This window comes from Rhodococcus sp. YL-1 (assembly GCF_001942025.1).
Classification (GTDB): domain Bacteria; phylum Actinomycetota; class Actinomycetes; order Mycobacteriales; family Mycobacteriaceae; genus Rhodococcus_F; species Rhodococcus_F qingshengii.
This window is the reverse complement of sequence record NZ_CP017299.1, coordinates 2,010,251-2,029,547: the sequence shown is the minus strand read 5'-3', so window position 1 is coordinate 2,029,547 and position 19,297 is coordinate 2,010,251. Positions and strand designations below refer to the sequence as shown.

The window sequence follows — 19,297 nt, the reverse complement described above, 5'->3', positions numbered from 1 at the left end:
CCGTGGCACCGAAACTGAAGACACTGACCCGTGAGCTGTCCAAGCGCGGCCCGCACCGGGTTCTCCGCGGCAACCTCGCCCTGGCCGGACAGCCGGGTGTCGTGTACACGCCGGAAACCGGTTTCAATCTCCCCGCCGTTGCCTTCGCGCACGGGTGGATGGTCGGGTCCCACAAGTACGAGCAGACACTCCAGCACCTCGCTTCCTGGGGAATTGTCGCAGCGGCGCCCGACAGCGAACGCGGTCCGGTCCCGTCACATCTCGGATTGGCTGCAGATCTTCGAGCGACGCTCGACATCTGCGTCGGCGTGCGACTCGGCCCCGGACAGATCAGCGTCCAACCCGATTGGGTCGCCTTTGCCGGTCACGGCATGGGCGCGGGCGCTGCGGTACTGGCCGCAGCGCAGCGCGGGGATGTCGGTGCGGTAGCCGCACTGTTCCCGGCCCCGACAGCACCCAAGGCGGAGAACTACGCGTCGAAGATCACAGCGCCCGGATTGATCCTCGCCGGCGAAGACGACGTCGATTCCTTGACCAGCAATGCCCGGCCGCTGAGCGTGGAGTGGGGCGGTCCTGTCATCGCACGTACCGTGAATGACGCCCAAGACGCCGGACTGATCGAAGGCCGCCGACTCCTCGGCGCCCTGGGCCTCGGTGGATCCGAGCGCAAGACACAGGCCGCCACACGGTGCCTGCTCACGGGCTTCCTGTTGTTCCATCTGACCGGCGACAAGAAGTACAAGGATTTTGCTGATCCTGACGTCGAGATTCCGCACACGGCGCCGTTGCTGCCGGTCGAACCTCACTCCGACGCGCGGACCAGCCAGCTGTTGCGTAAGTAGGAGTCCGTACTCGCCACCGACTCCGGCGGCGAGCACGGCGGCGTCGGCGTCGGCTCTGACGCGGATCGCAGATACGGGCCGGACCTGACCGGCCCATCCGTGTCATTCTCGGCGGATGTCGTTTCGGACGGCGGCTCCTGGTGCGATTCCGCGCTCGCTGCGGCCACTCTGCGCTCACGGAAGTCGTCGAGTTGAGAATCGAGGGTTCGACGGATCGCTTCGAACGGCGCGTGAACGGACTTCACAGCGGACCAGCTCCGGCCAACTCAGCGCCCGTCTCTCCGTCGGGAGCCACGATCGACTCGTCGGGGACTGTGGAAGGCGGCTCCGGGTCCGGCGCGGGCGAGAACTCGGCGTTGGATTCAACCGGCACCTCGTGCTCGCGAATCTCAGGGTCGGGAGTTTCGGGCTGGAGTGTCGCAGGCTGGGACGCTTCTTGCGGACGCGCCTCGTGCAGCGACATCTCCGGATCGGCATCGAGCACTATTCTCGGCCAACCATTTTCGCTCAACTCCAGGGTGGCCGACACAGAGTTCCCGTCAGCACCTGCAACATCCAGACTCACCCCACGACCGTCGGACGCAATCGAGAAGCCCCAAGTGTTGCCGCCGATCGAGAAAGAGACAGGAGCGGCGGCGACACCTGATGCACTCGGCTCGGCGATCGGAAAGGTTGACGTGAACGCGTCTGTCACCCACTGGGTCGCGGCGTCAAAAGCATGACCAACCGCGCTCGCGCACTCCGCACACGCCCTGTCGAATTCATCGCGAGTATCGAGATACGCCGAACGAAAAACCGTGTCCAGCCATGGCGCCGCACCACGACCGGTGGAAGCGACGTGAGTCAGCTGGTCGATCTCCCCCGCACCCAGACCGCCGATCGTCGCCCGGTCGAGGCCGGCCACCTTGAAAGCCTTGTCTGCCAAAGCCGTTCGAACCGTCCGCGCGAATTCGTCGGCCAGCGTGATCAACAGTGGCGCCGAATCCGCATCGGACCGAGCTTCACGCCGCGCCGCGAAGGCCTGATCTACGACCGCACCCACGCCGGAAACATTCCACACTGCAGGAAGATTCTCCGCCAGGTGCGTCAGCATCGCGATCTCGGCGACCGAACCGTCCACCGCTGCGGCCATGTCCGACGCATCTCGCATTAGTGTCTCGAAATCGATACCAGCCTCTGCGCGATACGCATCCTCGTAGGACGTAAGCATCCGTTCTTCGAAGCCCAACCGAGAGGCCAGGTTGTGAAATCGATCGAAGAACTGCAATCCCCTCGCACCAGCATCCAGGATTTCGTCGGGATGCACGCGTGAATCACGCAGTGCAAGAATATCTTCGACGCACAAGGAGCCGTTTGATACTGCCTGTGCGGTACCGCTCGTCGGTATCATGAGACCGACCCGCTGGAGTCGCGCAATCGCTGCGCACCCTGACCGTCCACCTCAGCGATCACCTCAGCCGAAGAGGAAAGCCGACGCGCCAACGCATCGAGAAGATCCGCACGGCCAGTCAAGCGAGAATTCAGGACCGCCAATGCCGACGCCAACGCGGCTCCATGCTCGGCGTAATCACGGCCCGAAACGGCACCGCTGAATCGCAAACGCCTGATCGGCTCGGCAGAATCGCGCAGAGCCTGGGCCACCGACACCGCATGGCGTGCCAATTCATCTGTTCCAGCGCGGTCGACATCCACGAGCGCTCCCAAGTTTCAACGGAACCACTCGAACGTCGAGCGGCCTTTGACTCCTTGGACGCAGCAGGGCGCAATTACGTTCCCTCAAAACGCGAACGCGTAATGAGGGGCTAAACCGAACCGACGATCTCGGCCAACTCGTCGGCCAGCTTCTGCGCGAGCGGAAGTTCGGTGGCCTCGACCATGACGCGGACCAGTTGCTCTGTCCCGGACGGGCGCAGGAGCACGCGACCACCGTCACCGAGGACGCGCTCTGCGTCCGCGACTGCTGCGAGTACCGACGGCGATGCTGCGACTGTCGCCTTGTCCCCAACCTTCACGTTGATCAGAACTTGCGGGAGGGTTGTCATCGTTGCGGCCAGCGCGGATGCCGACTTACCCGTGCGAGCCATGCGTCCGAGCAGCCGGAGGCCGGTGAGAATCCCATCGCCCGTGGTGCCGAACGCCGGCAACACGACATGGCCTGACTGCTCGCCACCGAGGCTGTATCCGCCCGCGCGCAGTTCCTCTAAGACGTAGCGGTCACCTACGGCAGCAGTCACGATGTTGATACCGGCCTCGCGCATCGCGATGTGCAAACCGAGATTGCTCATGACAGTCGCGACGAGAGTGTTCTCGACCAACTCGCCGGCGTCGTTCATCGCGATCGCCAGAACTGCCATGATCGCGTCACCGTCGACCACCGCTCCGGTCTCGTCGACGGCCAGGCAGCGGTCGGCGTCGCCGTCGTGCGCGAGGCCTAGGTCCGCCCCGTGATCGACTACGGCTTTCTGAAGATTCTCCAGGTGCGTCGATCCGCAGCCGTCGTTGATGTTGAGGCCGTCGGGATCGGCGCTGATCGCGATGACGCGAGCGCCCGCTGCCGCGTAGGCAACCGGTGCGAGCGCGGAAGCAGCGCCGTTGGCGCAGTCGACCACAACGGTGAGTCCAGCGAGTGGCTCGCTCGCCGCGCTCGCCAGATGCGCAAGGTACAGCTGAGCGGCGTCGTCGACCGTACGGACGCGGCCGATCCCGGCACCTGTCGGTAGGACGGGCGGTGCAGTGCCCTCGAGTGCATCCTCGATCGCCACCTCGACAGCATCATCCAGCTTGTGTCCACCGGCTGCGAAAATCTTGATTCCGTTGTCCGGCATGGGATTATGCGATGCAGAGATCATGACGCCGAGACTGGCGTCGAGCTTTGCCGTCAAGTATGCAACTGCCGGAGTCGGAAGAATACCCACGTCGAGCACGTCGACACCCGCGGAACTCAATCCTGCGGTCACCGCGGCTTGAAGCATCTCACCGCTGGCGCGAGGATCGCGGCCGATCACGGCGGTCGGACGTGCGTCCGAGGTGTCGGCTGTCAGTACGCTCGCCGCGGCAACTGCCAATCTCAATGCAAGATCTGCAGTCAGATCCGAATTGGCAAGTCCACGAACACCGTCAGTACCGAACAACCGACCCATAGAACGACTCCTGAATCCTGTGAACCTCGAGAAGGGAACTCGAGAAGGGAATTTCTCCGAGAAACACAAGAGCGAGCGTCCGGTAACGATGGACGCCCGCTCTTGTGGTGAACAGGTGCCGAAGCAGACCCGTCGGGTCAACCTCGGCAAAGCATCAGCGCTTGGAGTACTGCGATGCCTTACGGGCCTTCTTCAGGCCGTACTTCTTACGCTCGACCGCGCGGGCGTCACGCGTCAGGAAGCCTGCACGCTTGAGGGCCGGACGATCATCAGGGGTTACCTCGATGAGTGCGCGCGCGATAGCCAGACGCAGTGCGCCTGCCTGACCGGACGGGCCGCCACCGTGCAGCAGTGCAATGATGTCGAAAGACTCGGGACGCTCGACGAGCACCAGCGGAGCCTTGATCAGCTGCTGGTGAACCTTGTTGGGGAAGTAGTCCTCCAACGTACGACCGTTGAGCTTGAACTGACCGGTACCGGGAGCCATCCGGACGCGAACGACAGCCTCCTTGCGGCGACCGACGGTCTGGACCGGGCGATCGAGGACGATCGGTGCGAGCGTAGCTGCAGCAACCTCTTCGACGACCTCGACTGCGTCAGAGACAAGCTCTTCCACTGCTTCGATGTTCTCTTCGGACACGTTCTGCTCTTCCGGCGATGTCACTGTGCGACCTGCTTGATCTCGAACGGCACCGGCTGCTGCGCGGTGTGGGGGTGATTCGGGCCCGCGTAAACCTTGAGCTTGCTGCTCATTGCGCGGCCGAGCTTCGTCTTGGGGAGCATGCCGACAATGGCCTTCTCGACGAGACGATCGGGAGTCCTGTCGAGGACCTCACCGACAGTGCGGGACTTCAGGCCACCCGGGAATCCGGAGTGGTGGTAAACGTTCTTGCCCTGCAGCTTGTTGCCGCTGATGGCAACCTTCTCTGCGTTGATGATGACAACGAAGTCACCACCGTCGATGTGCGGCGCGTAGGTGGGCTTGTGCTTGCCACGCAGCAAGTTCGCTGCCTGAACGGCAAGACGGCCGAGCACCACGTCAGTGGCGTCGATGACGTGCCACGTGTGGGTCACATCTCCGGCCTTCGGGGTGTACGTAGACACAGATCTTCCTCGTCTTAATTCATTCCACTGCTGACCATGTGCGTATCGCGTAAACGATCCTCGGCGGCCAGTTGAGACCCGAGAACCGCCGGTCTCCACGCATTTCTGCCGGAGCCCTACGGCACGCCACCGATAGACGATACCGGTCTACCCGCTGCCAGGTCAAAGCGCAGCCATTCCTGCCAACAGCATCATCGTCCAGCACAGCGACGCGAGCGATCGACATGCGCCTGCCCCGGCAACCTGACGGTACCGGGGCAGGCGGGGTGTCATCACGGCATGGGATGTTGTCAGCGACCGAACCCGTTTGCGGCGATCCGATCAGCTTCCTGCATCTTCTCCGAGCCGCTCGCCGTCGCTCCGGCGATCTGCGCGAGAACCATGTTCAGTTCTTCGGAAGCCTGGGCCCAGCGACGCTGTGCGTCGTTCCACGCTTCGGAACCTGCCCCTTCCCAGCCTGCTTGCAGCTTGTCCACGACAACCTTGATGTCGCCCTGTTTGTCGTTGATCGCTTTGGCCTGCTGTTTCATCTGATCGGACAGCATTGCGAGGCCGCTGAAGTCGTACTTGATCCTGTCGGACATAACTGCTCCCGGTTCGGTGTGACTGGAGAGAACTTGTGAGAACTAACTTGTGAGAACTACTGGCTGAGGATTGCTTGACCGGACGATGAAGTGCTGGCGGTCAGGACATGTTCACCGTCGCGCCGCGAAGCGAGCTGACGTTGTCGTCTTCGGTCGAGTCGAAGGTTCCCGCGGCCTGTTTGATCTGCTCGCAGATGTCGGTCAGAGCTGTGTCCAACTTCAGGGCCGCGCTGTTGTATCGCTCCATGATTCCTGCGTATTCGACCTGCGCCGCACCGTTCCACGAATTGTGCGAAGCGTCGGCCTCCGACCGAACAGCGTTGACCAGCCCCCTGATGTCACCGAGATGTCCGTCGATGGTCCCCGCCGAATCGATCAATTCAGCGGTAGTTGCGGTAAAGCCCATGTCGTCCCCCTGGATTCGGTGAGTACCGTTCGGTATCGGCGATCACACACAACGGGCTTTGTCCGTCGGATGTGCACCGGGGTCGAGCGGAACTCCCTGATGTGCGCTACACATACTTTGACGCGACCTTCGTACCAACGGTTCCGGCCCGACCGAAGAATATTTTCAGAACCGACCGATCCGGTCACGGTGTGAATTCGACCGACTGCCACATCCGCAGGCAGTCCGCTTCGAGACTGCCCCACTCACCGACCAGATACTGGCAGCCGATACTCACTTGCCGTCCGTTGTCGACGTATACGTGCCAACGCACCTCGGAGAAATCGTCCGGAAACTCGACGTACACCACTGCCCGTTTTCCTGCGGCATCGTCGAGCACAGCAAACTCTGCGAACCGCAATGGGTCCTCGAACGTCGAAAACTGCTGACGCAAAACAGCTTCGACGGAATCGAATCCCACACCTTCCGCAAGATGTTTCTCGATGACCACGATCTTGCGATCCGCACCCGAACCGGGTACCAAATCGGTACGCCCGCTCGAGGTCCCTCGCGGCAGAAGCTTCCAATCGGAAGGCATTTCTGCCGCAACGCTTCCCACGTCCACACGAGTAAGTTCCGGCGTGGCCCCGGACTCGATCGACGAGATCGAAGTCTTCGGCGCAGGCGTTTCCTGCTCTTTCGACGCCTCCACGATCTCTACTTCGTCTTCCGCCGTGGCTGCGACCGACCCCGTCAACCGAGAGTCGTTTCGATCGCGAGTGGACACCACGACCGTTGCTGCGACCGCACCGGCGACGGCGACCACCGCAAGCGCCGCCGCGAACCATCGACGGCCTCCGCGCCGCCCGCCGACGCGACTCGGCGAAGAGGCATTCGAGTCCGCGCCAGGAATCGACTTCGCGCCATCCGTATCGCCTACCCACCCGGCGCCAAAAGCCGAATTGTCGACGATTCGTCCCGAACTGTCCCGCGCGGTTGTCTGGCGAACGAGCGTCTGAGGATCCACCAGAGACGCAGCCACCCGGCTCTCGTCCAGAATTCGGATGCTCGCGTGGCCGTGAACATTCGTCGACCCCCGTTCGAGCGAAGCCGCAACAGCATGAGAGCTCGGCCCGACCAACACCACAGCGTCCCGAACCGATAGATCCCCGATTGCGGAAAACAACCCCGCAACGTCTGCGATCTCCGAACTTTGTGTTCCGTCGATTCGGAGTTCACCGTCGACCTCAGCGACAACAGAAGCGACCACCGTTCCGCCGCGCAGTTCGAGGACGACACACCGCGATCGCCAAGCCGTATGAGCCGACCTCGCCGCCGCGATCGACGTCGGAACGAGTACGACGTCGTGCGCCACTCGACGTGCGGCATCGAGCAATCGCCGCCTGCGTGGGGCACCCCAATCCGAGGGATGACTGAGATGAAGAATGTCTGCGTCGACGATTCCGCACCCGTCCATCGCACTGGAGATCAGCCTGGCCACCTCCAAGACTGTCGGGACAACCCGACCATCCACGTCGACATAATCGTCGTCGATGTAATCGATCGCATTCTTACCGGCCGCACCGGGGCCCGACGTCGGTTCGCGTCTGAGGTCTGCACTGCAACAGAATTCGCGTTGACCCGATACGACCCAGATATTCGATGCACCCCAATGTAACGAGACCGACACTGCGGACGGAGCGGTCACAGCGGTGGCATCCACGGAACTTGGACAAGTTGGGTTTGCGAGCGGGAAACGTAAACCCCACGGCCTTCCGGCATCGCCGACGCGCGGACAGTGCCGACGAGATTTCCCTCGTCACGACTTCCGCTCATGATCAATCCGGCCGGCGCCATGTCGCGAATTCTCGCAATGACCGGCTCGTACAGTGCTCTGGCCGCACCACCAGAACGGCGGGCAATAACCAGGTGCAAACCGATGTCCTTGGAGTGCGGAATGTATTCGAGCAACGGCGCCACCGGATTTCCACTCGGTGTGGCCACAAGGTCGTAGTCGTCGATCAGTACGTAAATCTCCGGCCCACTCCACCACGACCGTTCCCGCAATTGCTGCTGCGTTGTTTCGGCGTTCGGCATTCTGGCAGCGACGATCCGAGCCAAGTCGACCATCAACTCACCGAAGGTCGTCGACGACGCCGAGTACCCGCCGAGGTGATTCCCTTCGACCACGCCCAGCAGGGAATGCCTATAGTCACCGATAATCAGCTTGGCCTGGGCCGGTGTGTTCGACGCGATGATCCCTTCGGCTATTCCACGCAAGAGAGATGTCTTCCCACACGCGGTGTCGCCGAATATCAACAGGTGCGGGTGTTCCCGGAAGTCCATGTACACCGGGGCGAGGTCGGTCTCACCGAGCCCGATCGGCACGGTGAGGCACCGACCGTCGGCCGCACTCGGTGAGGGCCACCGGGTCCCGACAGCTTCGAGAAGTTCCGCCCGCAAGTAGGAATCCGGGAGCATCCGCACGGTGGGTGCCGGACGCGAATTCGACATGGCTGCAATACGTTCGACCGTCGCCACCACAGCCGTACTCGAGTTCTCACTACCCGGTAGGCCGTCGATTCGAGGTAGTCCGGTGAGAAGGTGGAGTCCGTCGCGAGTGATGCCACGACCCGGTCGACCTTCCGGCACCAGGCCGGCTTTCCGGCGACCCGCATCCGAATCTCCCGGATCACCCAATCGAAGTTCGATGCGAGTACCCAGTTGATCCTTGAGCGCCGGCCGGATCTCGGCCCACCTCGACGTCGTGACGATCACGTGTACACCGAAGGACAAACCTTGACCGGCGAGCGTGTTGATCTGGGGCTCGAGTGATTCGAAATCCGAACGAACGCTTGGCCAACCGTCGACGACGAGGAAGACGTCACCGTACGGGTCCTCTCGGAGTCCCGCAGCCTCACCTTCCCCGGCGGGATCAACTGTTCGCAATCTACGGAAATCGGCCATCGATTCGATGCCGAGGTCACGAAACAGTCGCTCCCGTTTGGCGACCACACCGAGTACCTCGGCAACTGTGCGCCGGACGCGGTCGGAATCCAAACGGTTTGCCACCGATCCGACGTGCGGCAGATCTTTCAATCCGAGGAGCGTTCCACCGCCGAAGTCGAGGCAGTAGAACTGAATCTGTTCCGGCGTGTGCGTCATGCTCAGAGACAAGATCAACGTGCGCAACGCCGTCGACTTTCCCGACTGCGGGCCGCCGACAATCGCGAGGTTGCCAGTCGATCCGTTGAGATCGGCGACGAGTAGATCGCGGCGCTGATCGAACGGCCTGTCGACTATGCCGAAGGGTGCGCTCAGATTTCCGCGAGGTTGATCACCGGTCGCCCACCGCGGCAACAACTGGTCAAGCGTCGGAGATGACTCGAGCGGCGGGAGCCACACTTCATGCGCACGTGGACCGTGACCGCGCATGCGGTCTACGAGGACTCCCATGAGAGTACGTGCATCGTCACCGATTTCACCCATGTCGACGACGTCGGGCTCGACGGGAACGACAACGGCCTCTGGTCCGATCACGGGCTTCGCGGTAAACGGCAGCGGCGCCAGTTCGACGGGGGAATCGACCGAGAATCGAGTGGGCACGATCCGCTCGCCCTCGTACGGGCCTGACACGTACGCACCTTGGAAGCGAACGATCTCAGCAGAATCGGACTTCAGGTATCCCGCACCGGGTGTACCCGGAAGGTGATAAGCATCGGGAACGCCGAGGACGGAACGAGACTCGTTCGCCGAGAACGTTTTCAACCCGACGCGATACGAAAGATGGCTGTCGAGACCCCGAAGCTTTCCTTCGTCGAGTCGCTGACTGGCCAGCAGCAGGTGAATGTGAAGTGACCTGCCCAATCGCCCGATGGCCACGAACAATTCGGCAAATTCCGGCTGTTGACTGAGCAGTTCGGAAAACTCGTCGACGACCACGAAGAGTGCCGGTAACGGATCGAGTGCAGCGCCGGCCAGCCTCGCCCTCTCGTAATCGGACACGTTTGCGAAGTTTCCTGCCGCACGCAACAGTTCTTGTCGACGATTCATTTCGCCGGCGAGCGCGTCCTTCATACGATCGACCATCGCCAATTCCTCGGCAAGGTTGGTGATGATCGCAGCAACATGCGGTGCCTCCTCGAGGCCGAGAAAGGTTGCACCACCTTTGAAGTCGATCAGGACGAGGTTCAGTGCGTCGGGAGAGTGGGTCGCGATCAGGCCGAGCACCAAGGTTCGCAGGAACTCCGACTTGCCAGAACCGGTGGCTCCGATACACAGCCCGTGCGGACCCATACCGTTCTCGGCCGACTCCTTCAGATCCAGTTCGACGGGGTTTCCGTCTTGTCCGACACCGATCGGCACGCGGAGTCGGTCGCGCCCCTGACGTGGAAGCCAGCCATGCTCAGGATTGAACCTCGCAACGTTTCCTATCCCCAACATCTGGCTCCACGTCCGAAGGGATCGGTCGTCGTCAGCTGCGTCGACGGCATTCTGCGATGCCGCACGGAACGGTGCGATGCGACGCCCGAACGCCTGCGCCAGGCTCGTCGTCGCAGCGTCAGGCCTCGCAAAGTTCTCAACTCCTGCGCTGCTCACCGCGCCGATCTGATCGCTACCGACGACCAGTCGCAACCCACGCGTCGCCACCAGCCGCGGGCAGAACCCGCAGAGGTCGAGGACAGTCACCGAGTCGAGCCCGAATTCGGACAACAGGCCGGTGTCACCTTCGAGTAAGCCACCGTCCACGACCAGCACGAGATGCGGAACGCCCGCACTGGCTGGAGTGTTGCGAGCGAATCGAGCACGCATCGAAAGCGGTTCCCCGAGGGAACTTTCGAATTCGAGATACGAACCGAACACCATGCGTGCAGTGCCGGTGCCGTCCTGAGACTGCGGGTGTTGCACGTGTGGGAGCCACTTGACCCACTCCCACTCGGATTCGGTATCGGGACCGCACACCACCGCAACTTGGAGCGTGTCCGGACCGTGGAATGTGCACAGCTGCATCAACATCGAGCGGACAAGCGCACGAGCGGAATCTCTCTGCCCCTCGATGGACATCGCAGCAAATCCGCGAAGCGAGACGGCGGTCGGCAGGTCCTGCACAACCGAATGTGCACGGACGAATCGCCGAAGTGAGACAGCAGCGACGGGTTCGAGATCCTCGACCGGCCCGGTCTCCGGAGACACGAGTCTGGTGGCCAATCGCTGTGTACCCAGACCTACCCGAACGTGGCAGTAGTCCGAGTCGGTGATCTGACGCTCCCACATCCGCACAGTCCCGGCCAGTGTCCAGAGCAGCGACGGCTCGGGATTGCTCCACTCGAGAGCAGCACGCTGCGCACCAGACGTCGCAGCAACATCACTACGCATCTGATCCAGGTACCGGAGGTAGTCCTTGCGGTCCTCGTTCGCTTCGGACGCTCTTGCTCCACCGCTACGACCGCCCCCGGCGAGCATTCCGAGCATCGACACCATCATCATGACCGGAAACAGCAGGGACATCGGATTGCGCGCCATGCCGGAAGAGAACATCAGCGCCACCATGCCGATCATGGCAACCACCATGATCACCGGAAGTAGTTTGGTCAGTAGGTTTCCCGGCGTGACGCGAGGTATCTCCGGTGGGGCCTGAAGCGTCACCTCGCCGCCCGGTGTGCGCGGCGATTCACGTCGTGCTCGACGCGCAAATCTGACAGTGCTCAATTCACCCACCCCCATCGGTGCTGCAGCTGTTGCCGCCAGGCGCCTCGTCCGACTACCGCCGGCCCCCCCAAGGCGTACTCGCGCAATTGCAAGAGAGTAGATCACAACACCGACACTCGGGTCGGTGCCACCTGTTGTCGGCGCTGTCTCCGATACAGGCGCGCAGTTCATGTCGTATTGTTCGGGTGAACTGGGGTGACGCGAAGGGGGAATCGCGTCATGGGAGGGGACAGATCTTGACCAGCACCACTACAACCAGCGCTGCGAACACCGGAAACGGACGAGGCGCGAGTCATTCTGCCGAACTGTGCAGGTTGACGGTACTTTCAGCCCATTCGCAGGTGGATCTTGCGGTGCCGCTTCGTGTTCCACTCACCGTGGTCATTCCGGGCATTGTGGACACAATTGTCAACCACAGCAATTTCAACGAGTTCGACCACACCACCGAACAATTCGAGCCCGTCGACTGGACTCTGTCGAAAGTCGGCAGGGCACCGCTGGCACCGACGCTGTCGCTGCACGAGCACGGAATCCGCGATGGAGAATTGCTCGTACTCGAGGCCTCGGACACCGCTGCCCCGCCCCCACTCTTCGACGACATCATGTACACCGTCGCGGCCACGGATGCGGACGTCTACCGACGCTGGACTCCGGTCACCGCGCGCATTGTCGGCTCGACCGCCGCCCTCGTCGCTGCGCTCGTCGCGGCCCTCGCCCTGGTCCTCGGCGACACGGGACTGATCGGCGCCGTCTGCGGCGGAGTGACGTCTTTGGTGCTCACCGTCGCCGCCGTCGTGGCAGCGCGGGTGTACGGAGACTCTGGAAGTTCCGTCACGCTCGGATGCGCTTCGGTGCCACTGGCGTTCGTCTCCGGCGCACTCTGCGTGCCCGGCACTGTTCTTTCGGCTCATCTGCTTCTCGGTTCGGCATTTGCCGCTGCGGTAACTCTGATCTGCTTCCGCTTGTGCGGCGCCGGATTAGCTGTCTTCACAGCACTTCTCGTCGTCCTTCTCGCGGCGGTGGGCACCTTTGCCGTCACTACCACGCTTCCCGAGGCGCGCACCGCGACCGTCAGCGGCGCGGTGATTGCCGCCGCATTGATCGTTCTCACGTTCACCGCTCGACTGTCGATGTTGTTCGCGCGACTACCGCTTCCCCCTGTTCCGACGCCGAGTAATCCCCTCGACGACGACCGCGACGGACTGCCCGAACCCGAACTACCCGGGCTGACCGAGTTGGCGGAAAGGGCAGGGCGGGCGCGTAGCTATCTGACCGGGCTGATCGTGGCCACGTCAGTGGTCGCGCTCGTCGCTGCCGTCGCACTCGCGTGGTCCTGGCCTGGTCAGGGGATCGTCTGGCCGAATCTTGCTCTCGCATTCGCGACGGCCGTCGTGCTGATGTTTCGCGGGCGCACCTACGCGGGCGCACAGCAGGCTGTGCCACTCATCGCGGCAGGCATCTCGGTGATTCTCGTTCTCCTGGGCGACATGGCATGGACCCATCGCGACCATGCATTGGTCGTCTTCGCCATCACAATGACCGTTCTCCTCCTGGCACTGATTCTGGGAATCCTCGCCCCCCAGAACACATTCAGCCCCGTGATGCGACGCGCTGCCGAGCTGTTGGACCTCGCTGCGATTGCAGCAATCGTTCCGCTGATCTGCTGGGTCAGTGGCCTCTTCGCGCTCATGCGTGGCCTCTGAGCGATCGGTGATCGATGGTGATTCGACGTGCAACAAACATCTGCGCCAGTCTCGTGATCGTTGCCTTCAGCGTTCTCGCCGGGGCAGGTGGCGCATCGAGCGCGGTTCCCTCCCCCATCGATCCTGCAATGCTGCCCGAGGACGGTCCGCCTGCACCTCCACAACCCACCGAACAACGAACCCTGTGCGTCCCAGCCGTGGCAGGTGGTGACGGTGCGGACATTCCACGTTCTCAACGAGATCTGGGATTCGATTCTGTGTGGCCGATCACCAGAGGGGCAGGACAGCGAATTGCTGTCATCGACACCGGTGTCAGCAGACATCCCCGGCTGCCGTCGCTCGACGGCGGCGGTGATTACGTCGGTACCTCCGACGGCACCGACGATTGTGACGCACACGGAACTGTCGTGGCCGGTCTCATCGCCGCCCAGCAAGTCGAGGGTTCCGGATTCTCCGGAGCTGCGCCGGACGCACAGATAATTTCGATCAGGCAGTCCAGTGCCGCCTTCTCGGTGGCCGGCCAACGCGAAGACCCTGCTGTAGCCGAGAACTCATCCGGGTACGGAAACGTCGACACCATGGCATCGGCCGTCCGTCACGCTGCGGACATGGGTGCAAGCGTCATCAACATCTCCGAAGTCGCCTGTAAGCCTGCCGGGGACGGGATCAGCGACCAACGACTCGGCGCTGCAATCGAATACGCCACGATCGCGAAGAACGTCGTAGTCGTCGCAGCTGCAGGGAACGTCGGATCCGGAGGTTGCAAGAACCAGAATCCGCCGCCGGATCCCCTCAATCCCCTGGCCGATCCATGGAAGTCGGTTGTGACGATTGCCAGTCCGGCTTGGTACGACGACTATGTCCTCACAGTGGGGTCGGTAGACCCCAATGGCGCCGCCAGTTCCTTCAGCCTCGGCGGTCCATGGGTCGACGTGGCGGCGCCCGGCACCGGAATCACCTCACTTCACCCAACGGCGCCCGGTCTGACCAACGGGGTCTACGGTTCCGACGGCGCCGTGCAGTCGTTCAACGGGACCAGTTTCGCTGCGCCCTTTGTCGCGGCAACCGCCGCACTGGTCCGGTCGGTTCACCCGGAACTGACTGCGCTTCAGGTCATGCAACGTATCGAAGCCACCGCCCACGCTCCGGCGCAGGGTTGGAATCCCTACGTCGGTCACGGCGTCATCGATCCACTTGCGGCAGTGACGGGCGAATTGGCCCCAGGAGAACGCGTCAAGGTCAACCATCAGTCGGTGTCGATCGATCCCCTACCCACGCCGCCGACCCCCGACAACCGATCTCGCGACACGGCACTCGTCGGAGCCGGAACGGTCGGCACCCTCGCTCTACTGACGCTGTTGGCATCGATGCCTCTTCGTCGAGTAATTCGTCGGCATCTTCCCGAACGCCAGAAAATCGATCCCTGAACCGTCAGCAGTGTTCAGTTCACCGGAGCGGCCGGCGCTGTATCGGGGGCGATTCCGTCGTGAGCTATCAGTGCATTGCTCTTCTCGAGCGCGGGGCCTGATGCAAGTAGGTCGAGCATCTGCCAAGGCGCGCGATCAGGCGTTCGCGTCAATCCGAGCGCGCGAGCGGAGGTTTCGTCCGGTACGCCGTACTTCACACCGGTATCGGCTACGTAGAACACTCCGTCGTGCCTGGTGCTGTTCGTCTCGATTCCGGTCGCTTGAACAAATCCGCCGAATCCCTGTTCGACATGGACGTTGTCGAGATTGTCACCCGATCCGTCCGCCTGCGCCAAGGACACCAACTTGCCACCCTCCGGGATCGGAACCTGCAATCCAGCGACAAGTTTCAGCGTTGCAGAACTACTTTCGCCGCCCTCGACTGCAGGTGCGGGAGCCCATTCCAGACAGCCGACAGGTGCGCCGTGATCATCGACGATCTCCGGAACCACCCGCGGCAACAAGTCGACGGCCAGCTCACTCACCGAGGGAATACGACTGATGGCATCAGGGGCGACGCTCGCGATCCCGGTGGCGCCCTGCGAATCCGAAAAGTAGATCAGTTGGGCGAGCGCCGCACCGATCTTCTGGATCCCGTTCTCGAGTACCACGTAGTACTGCGGGTCCGCACCCACCGAAACCTGGACGACGGAGCCGACAGTCTTGTTCTGCAGAGGAAACCGGGGCGCCGATCCCAGTTGGCGGATTCGCGGAGCCTCGATGCGCGGAACTTCGGGAATCGAATTGAGGAATCCGATACTGATCGGTCGCGCCTGTGCTCCTTCCAGGCCCAAAGCCCGCATGATCGCCGGATCGTCCACATCGATTTCCGCTCGCTTCCCGTCGTACACGAGAAAGTGATCGGAACCCGACTTCACCAGGAATGCACGGTCATTCGTCAGATATGTCGTGTTTTCGCCGACATTGGACGAGCCGACCAGGACCGAAGTCGTCAACGATTTTCTCCCGTCGGATCCGACGGAATCGCACACCGTCCACGCGGCGTTGGTAGGGTCGGCCGATTCCGGCAGCGCGGACGGTGCGCCGGGAATGCCGACGAGCGCGCCCCGGGGTTTCGCCTCGACCTCGGATGCCTTGACTATTGCCGGTTTTCCTGGCGAACCCAGAATCAGTCGAGCGGAGGCCAAGTTCAGCACAGGGCGAAACGTACCCTCCATGGCGACGAACATCGCGCCCGATTCCTTTGCAACGACGATCTCTGCATCGCCGATTCTGTCCTGTGGCCGAAACAGAGCGAGTACAGCGCAACCCGCCAATCCCAGTGCAGCGAGGACTATTCCGACGGTGAACGCGCGCGACTGTGATCGCATCGGATCGTGAAGCATCCGCACGTCTCGTCTGACCAGCGCATGTTCCATCCGCCTGACCAAGAATCGGTACCCGTTGACCTGCCAGCGCGTGGTAGGTGTCGCAGCCATCATTCCCCCCGTGCCTTACATCCCCTTGCGAAGACACAGTACAGTTCCGCTGGGGCGGAAATTTTCGGGTAGTTCGCAGGTCAGGTATCGGGGAGGAACCGTGGACCGATCGCGGTTGAAGCATTGGCCGTCGTCACACAGGATTTCGACGCGCGAGTTCGTGCCGGCACAGCTTTTCGGAATCGGTGCGGGCGGAATCGCGATGGCCAGTGGGCTCGATTGGTTCTGGGCGCTGGCTATCGGTTGTGTGGTTGCCGGATCAATGCTGCTTCATGTGGGCGGTTGGTCGGTAATGTCCTGGATTGTCAGGTACTTTCGCTATCTGCACCGCAAGGACGTCGACCGCAGCACGATCGTCAGTTTTCACACTCCCTCCGAGCAGTCCATCGGGCTCCGAGTGGACGGATCTTCGCTCGTCGCTGTCGTCGAGATCGCTCCCCCACGCGACTACCTGACCAGGATCGGCCGTCATTCGTTCGACGCTTCCCACCTTCTGCCCACGGCAGCCCTCGCCAATTGTCTCTATCAGCACGACATCTCACTCACCGGCATCGACATCGTCAGTCACGGATACCGCGCCGCGTCGGGAACGCCTGCCACCGAAGTCTACGAACGTCTCATCGGACCACTACCAGCCACCGCCACCAGAAGTGTTTGGCTTGCACTACGTTTCGACGCGCTGGAGGGTGGTGCAGCAGTCGAACGCCGGGGCGGGGGCGAACAGGGCGCCGGCCGCGCGATAGCTGTTGCCGCCAATCGTGTCATCCGGGTGCTCGATTCAGCGGGGTGCAAGGCGCGGATCCTGACCGCACCGGAGATCGCGTCGTCCACTGCCCAGGTGACAAGAGGAGTGGCCGGCCACGAGGTCACCGAAACGTGGCGAAGTACCCCCTTGCCTGGCGTGTCCAACGTCGGATTTGGGATCGAACCCCGTTTCATCACCACTGCGACCCTGACCCGAGTGTGGGCAGTGGCAACGGTCGGGACGTCCGTGACAATTCGGTTACGACCCACCGGACAACGCGGAGAGGCGAAGGTCAGTGCGACATGTCGCTTCACCACGCGCAATCCACCTGAGAACGCACCGCTGGCCGGTTTGGTCTCGCTACGTGGGCGCCAGCGCGACGGATTGCTGACCAATTTGCCAACCGCATTGGCCGCGCTGGACGGCATCACGCCGGGCGTTCGCATGGACGGGGGCACACTCGACTCACTCGCTCTACCCCTTGCCGGGTGCGGCCAACTCATCGGCTCGGACCGAAACGGGCACGGTGTCGCGGCCAGAATTTCGGGGCCGGGCGTCAACACCGTTCTTGTCGCCGGCGAACTCTATCTGGCTCAGCAGTTGATCTTTCGAGCCATCGCGACCGGCGCACTGGTACTCGTCCACACCGATCGACCGCAAGCGTGGACCGCGCTCACCGACTCGATGGGAGTGCCTGACCGACTCCGCGTGTCCGGGCAGGGCGGTGGGCCTGAGGGCGCCTTCAACACTGTCGTGTTCGACGGCGTCGAGGGGTTATCTCCGCGTGCCGGCGTGACCGCAATCTATGTGTACGGACATCCACGCCAATGGCCTCGGGTCGACCCTGAAATCTCGATAGTCCAGCCATTCGCACTCGGTGACAAGATCACGGTCGAAACCGGCCGTACACGCGTCGACCTGACTCTGGTGACCATCGCTTCCGAGACATCGTTCATCGGCCGTCCACGAGCCGGCGACGCTCACCAGATGGCGTGATCGCGTATGTCCAAGATCAGCCGGGATAGGGATCACTTGCACGTTGCATCCGCAATCCGCTTCCCCACCAATCCAATTCACGAATCATCTTCTCGCTTGCATCGATCGCAATCGAATCGACGCCGTACGGCTCGTGTCCGAATTGCTTACGCACCCGGTGGATGGTCACGCTTTGACGCACCGAGACCATGTGCAACTCCGCCACCACTTGCCTCAGTTGCTCGACGGCCCGAACACCACCTGAAATCCCGCCGTAGGACACGAATCCGATCGGCTTGGCACGCCACTCGTGTTTCACCGAATCGAATGCGGTCTTGAGAGCAGCCGGATACCCGTGGTTGTATTCGGAGGTCACGGCGACAACAGCGTCGGCGCGCCCGATTCGCCGGCGGAAAACCTCCGTGGCAGGTGAATCCGAGAAATCCTGGGGCAACGACAGCTCTCTGAGGTCGATCACCGATACGTTCCACGACGGGTTCGCGGTTGCGCGCTCGACAAACCAGTCCGCCACTGCTCGTCCCATTCGCCCCTCGCGGACCGAACCTACGATGACTTCGACGTTCAAAGGTGCCATGAACGTCGATGCTAGCGACTGATCACGCAGTGATCCCGTCCGTGATGAGTGCTGCCAGTTCCCGATAAGCGCTGGCATCGTCCAGACCAGTTGCCCGGTAGACCGCGCGTTGCTGGATCCGAACCATCGTCGCCGCAGCGGCATCGGCGACAAATGATGCGTGTACCTGCCGGAAGGCGCCCGAATCGACTCCCTCGACGATGAGCGATCGCACACGATCAGCAGCGATCGACGTGTTCTTCTCGTAGACCTGGCTCGCCGACACCGATTCGGCCAGGTCTTCCATGAACTGACTGGACGCCGCGGACAGCCGATCACCCACTGCTTCGAGATACACCGCGACTCGACGAGTCGGGGCCGTTTCGGCGGCGACTGCACTCTCCACTGCATCGGTCGCCGCCCGGAAGAAGTGCACTGTCACAGCCCGCACCAGATCCTCTTTGCCGGCCGCCACGGTGTACAAGGTGCTCTTGGAGCAGTGCAGACGAGCTGAGATCTCGTCGAGCGTGAGGTGGGCGAAACCCTCACTCAAGAACAGTTCGACCAATTGATCGAACAACTCTGCCCTGCGCGCAGTCGTCTTGTGAACCAGCCTTGCCATACCTAGAAC

The 19,297-nt window shown here is 62.4% G+C and carries 17 protein-coding genes; 4 read left to right on the top strand and 13 right to left on the bottom strand.

The window, feature by feature from the left end; genetic code table 11:
- Positions 1-2: 2 nt before the first annotated feature.
- Positions 3-842 (top strand): poly(ethylene terephthalate) hydrolase family protein, encoded by an 840-nt coding sequence (locus BH682_RS09490; RefSeq protein ID WP_075832749.1) that lies wholly within the window; start codon positions 3-5, stop codon positions 840-842.
- On the opposite strand, the gene BH682_RS09485 is transcribed toward BH682_RS09490, so the two are convergent.
- The 10 genes from BH682_RS09485 to eccCa all read right to left on the bottom strand — a co-directional run bounded on the left by BH682_RS09485 (position 803) and on the right by eccCa (position 11,764).
- The gene (locus tag BH682_RS09485; RefSeq protein WP_054827679.1) at positions 803-1,087 is read right to left on the bottom strand and encodes a hypothetical protein; all 285 of its coding nucleotides are present in this window, start codon (positions 1,085-1,087) and stop codon (positions 803-805) included. The genes BH682_RS09490 and BH682_RS09485 overlap by 40 nt on opposite strands.
- Positions 1,084-2,148: a hypothetical protein gene (locus BH682_RS09480; RefSeq protein WP_223304656.1), complete on the bottom strand. Its 1,065-nt coding sequence runs from the start codon at positions 2,146-2,148 to the stop codon at positions 1,084-1,086. The genes BH682_RS09485 and BH682_RS09480 overlap by 4 nt, the downstream gene beginning before the upstream one ends.
- An 80-nt stretch (positions 2,149-2,228) precedes the next feature.
- Positions 2,229-2,534, bottom strand: a complete 306-nt coding sequence (locus tag BH682_RS09475) for a hypothetical protein (protein WP_003941002.1) — start codon at positions 2,532-2,534, stop codon at positions 2,229-2,231.
- Between the two features lie 110 nt (positions 2,535-2,644).
- On the bottom strand, positions 2,645-3,982 hold the full coding sequence (glmM, locus tag BH682_RS09470; RefSeq protein WP_050655854.1) for a phosphoglucosamine mutase: 1,338 nt from the start codon (positions 3,980-3,982) through the stop codon (positions 2,645-2,647).
- 154 nt (positions 3,983-4,136) lie between these two features.
- Complete coding sequence (rpsI, locus tag BH682_RS09465) at positions 4,137-4,646, bottom strand: 30S ribosomal protein S9 (protein WP_007728596.1); 510 nt, start codon at positions 4,644-4,646, stop codon at positions 4,137-4,139.
- Positions 4,643-5,086, bottom strand: coding sequence for a 50S ribosomal protein L13 (rplM, locus tag BH682_RS09460; protein WP_003940842.1), 444 nt, complete (start codon positions 5,084-5,086; stop codon positions 4,643-4,645). The genes rpsI and rplM overlap by 4 nt, the downstream gene beginning before the upstream one ends.
- Positions 5,087-5,376: 290 nt before the next feature.
- Positions 5,377-5,670, bottom strand: a complete 294-nt coding sequence (locus BH682_RS09455) for a WXG100 family type VII secretion target (protein WP_042449746.1) — start codon at positions 5,668-5,670, stop codon at positions 5,377-5,379.
- A gap of 100 nt (positions 5,671-5,770) precedes the next feature.
- Complete coding sequence (locus BH682_RS09450; RefSeq protein WP_003940986.1) at positions 5,771-6,076, bottom strand: WXG100 family type VII secretion target; 306 nt, start codon at positions 6,074-6,076, stop codon at positions 5,771-5,773.
- Positions 6,077-6,260: 184 nt separating this feature from the next.
- The gene (locus BH682_RS09445; protein WP_075835207.1) at positions 6,261-7,763 is read right to left on the bottom strand and encodes a type VII secretion-associated protein; all 1,503 of its coding nucleotides are present in this window, start codon (positions 7,761-7,763) and stop codon (positions 6,261-6,263) included.
- On the bottom strand, positions 7,760-11,764 hold the full coding sequence (eccCa, locus tag BH682_RS09440) for a type VII secretion protein EccCa (protein WP_064073943.1): 4,005 nt from the start codon (positions 11,762-11,764) through the stop codon (positions 7,760-7,762). Before eccCa ends, BH682_RS09445 begins: the two co-directional genes overlap by 4 nt.
- Before the next feature lie 236 nt (positions 11,765-12,000).
- Between eccCa and eccD the strand changes: the two genes are divergently transcribed.
- Both eccD and mycP read left to right on the top strand, forming a co-directional pair.
- The gene (gene eccD, locus BH682_RS09435; RefSeq protein ID WP_064073945.1) at positions 12,001-13,467 is read left to right on the top strand and encodes a type VII secretion integral membrane protein EccD; all 1,467 of its coding nucleotides are present in this window, start codon (positions 12,001-12,003) and stop codon (positions 13,465-13,467) included.
- 14 nt (positions 13,468-13,481) lie between these two features.
- Positions 13,482-14,894, top strand: a complete 1,413-nt coding sequence (gene mycP / locus BH682_RS09430) for a type VII secretion-associated serine protease mycosin (RefSeq protein WP_064073934.1) — start codon at positions 13,482-13,484, stop codon at positions 14,892-14,894.
- A 14-nt stretch (positions 14,895-14,908) separates the two neighbouring features.
- On the opposite strand, the gene eccB is transcribed toward mycP, so the two are convergent.
- Positions 14,909-16,375 carry a type VII secretion protein EccB gene (gene eccB, locus BH682_RS09425; protein ID WP_082893135.1) on the bottom strand — a complete coding sequence of 489 codons (1,467 nt, stop codon included), beginning with the start codon at positions 16,373-16,375 and terminating at the stop codon, positions 14,909-14,911.
- A gap of 97 nt (positions 16,376-16,472) precedes the next feature.
- Here eccB and eccE point away from each other — a divergent pair, with 97 nt between their 5' ends.
- Complete coding sequence (gene eccE / locus BH682_RS09420) at positions 16,473-18,113, top strand: type VII secretion protein EccE (protein ID WP_075832745.1); 1,641 nt, start codon at positions 16,473-16,475, stop codon at positions 18,111-18,113.
- A 16-nt stretch (positions 18,114-18,129) separates the two neighbouring features.
- Here the strand turns inward: eccE and BH682_RS09415 are convergent, their stop codons facing one another.
- On the bottom strand, positions 18,130-18,687 hold the full coding sequence (locus tag BH682_RS09415; RefSeq protein ID WP_003940967.1) for an NADPH-dependent FMN reductase: 558 nt from the start codon (positions 18,685-18,687) through the stop codon (positions 18,130-18,132).
- Between the two features lie 22 nt (positions 18,688-18,709).
- Positions 18,710-19,288 carry a TetR/AcrR family transcriptional regulator gene (locus tag BH682_RS09410; RefSeq protein ID WP_003940885.1) on the bottom strand — a complete coding sequence of 193 codons (579 nt, stop codon included), beginning with the start codon at positions 19,286-19,288 and terminating at the stop codon, positions 18,710-18,712.
- Between the last annotated feature and the right edge of the window lie 9 nt (positions 19,289-19,297).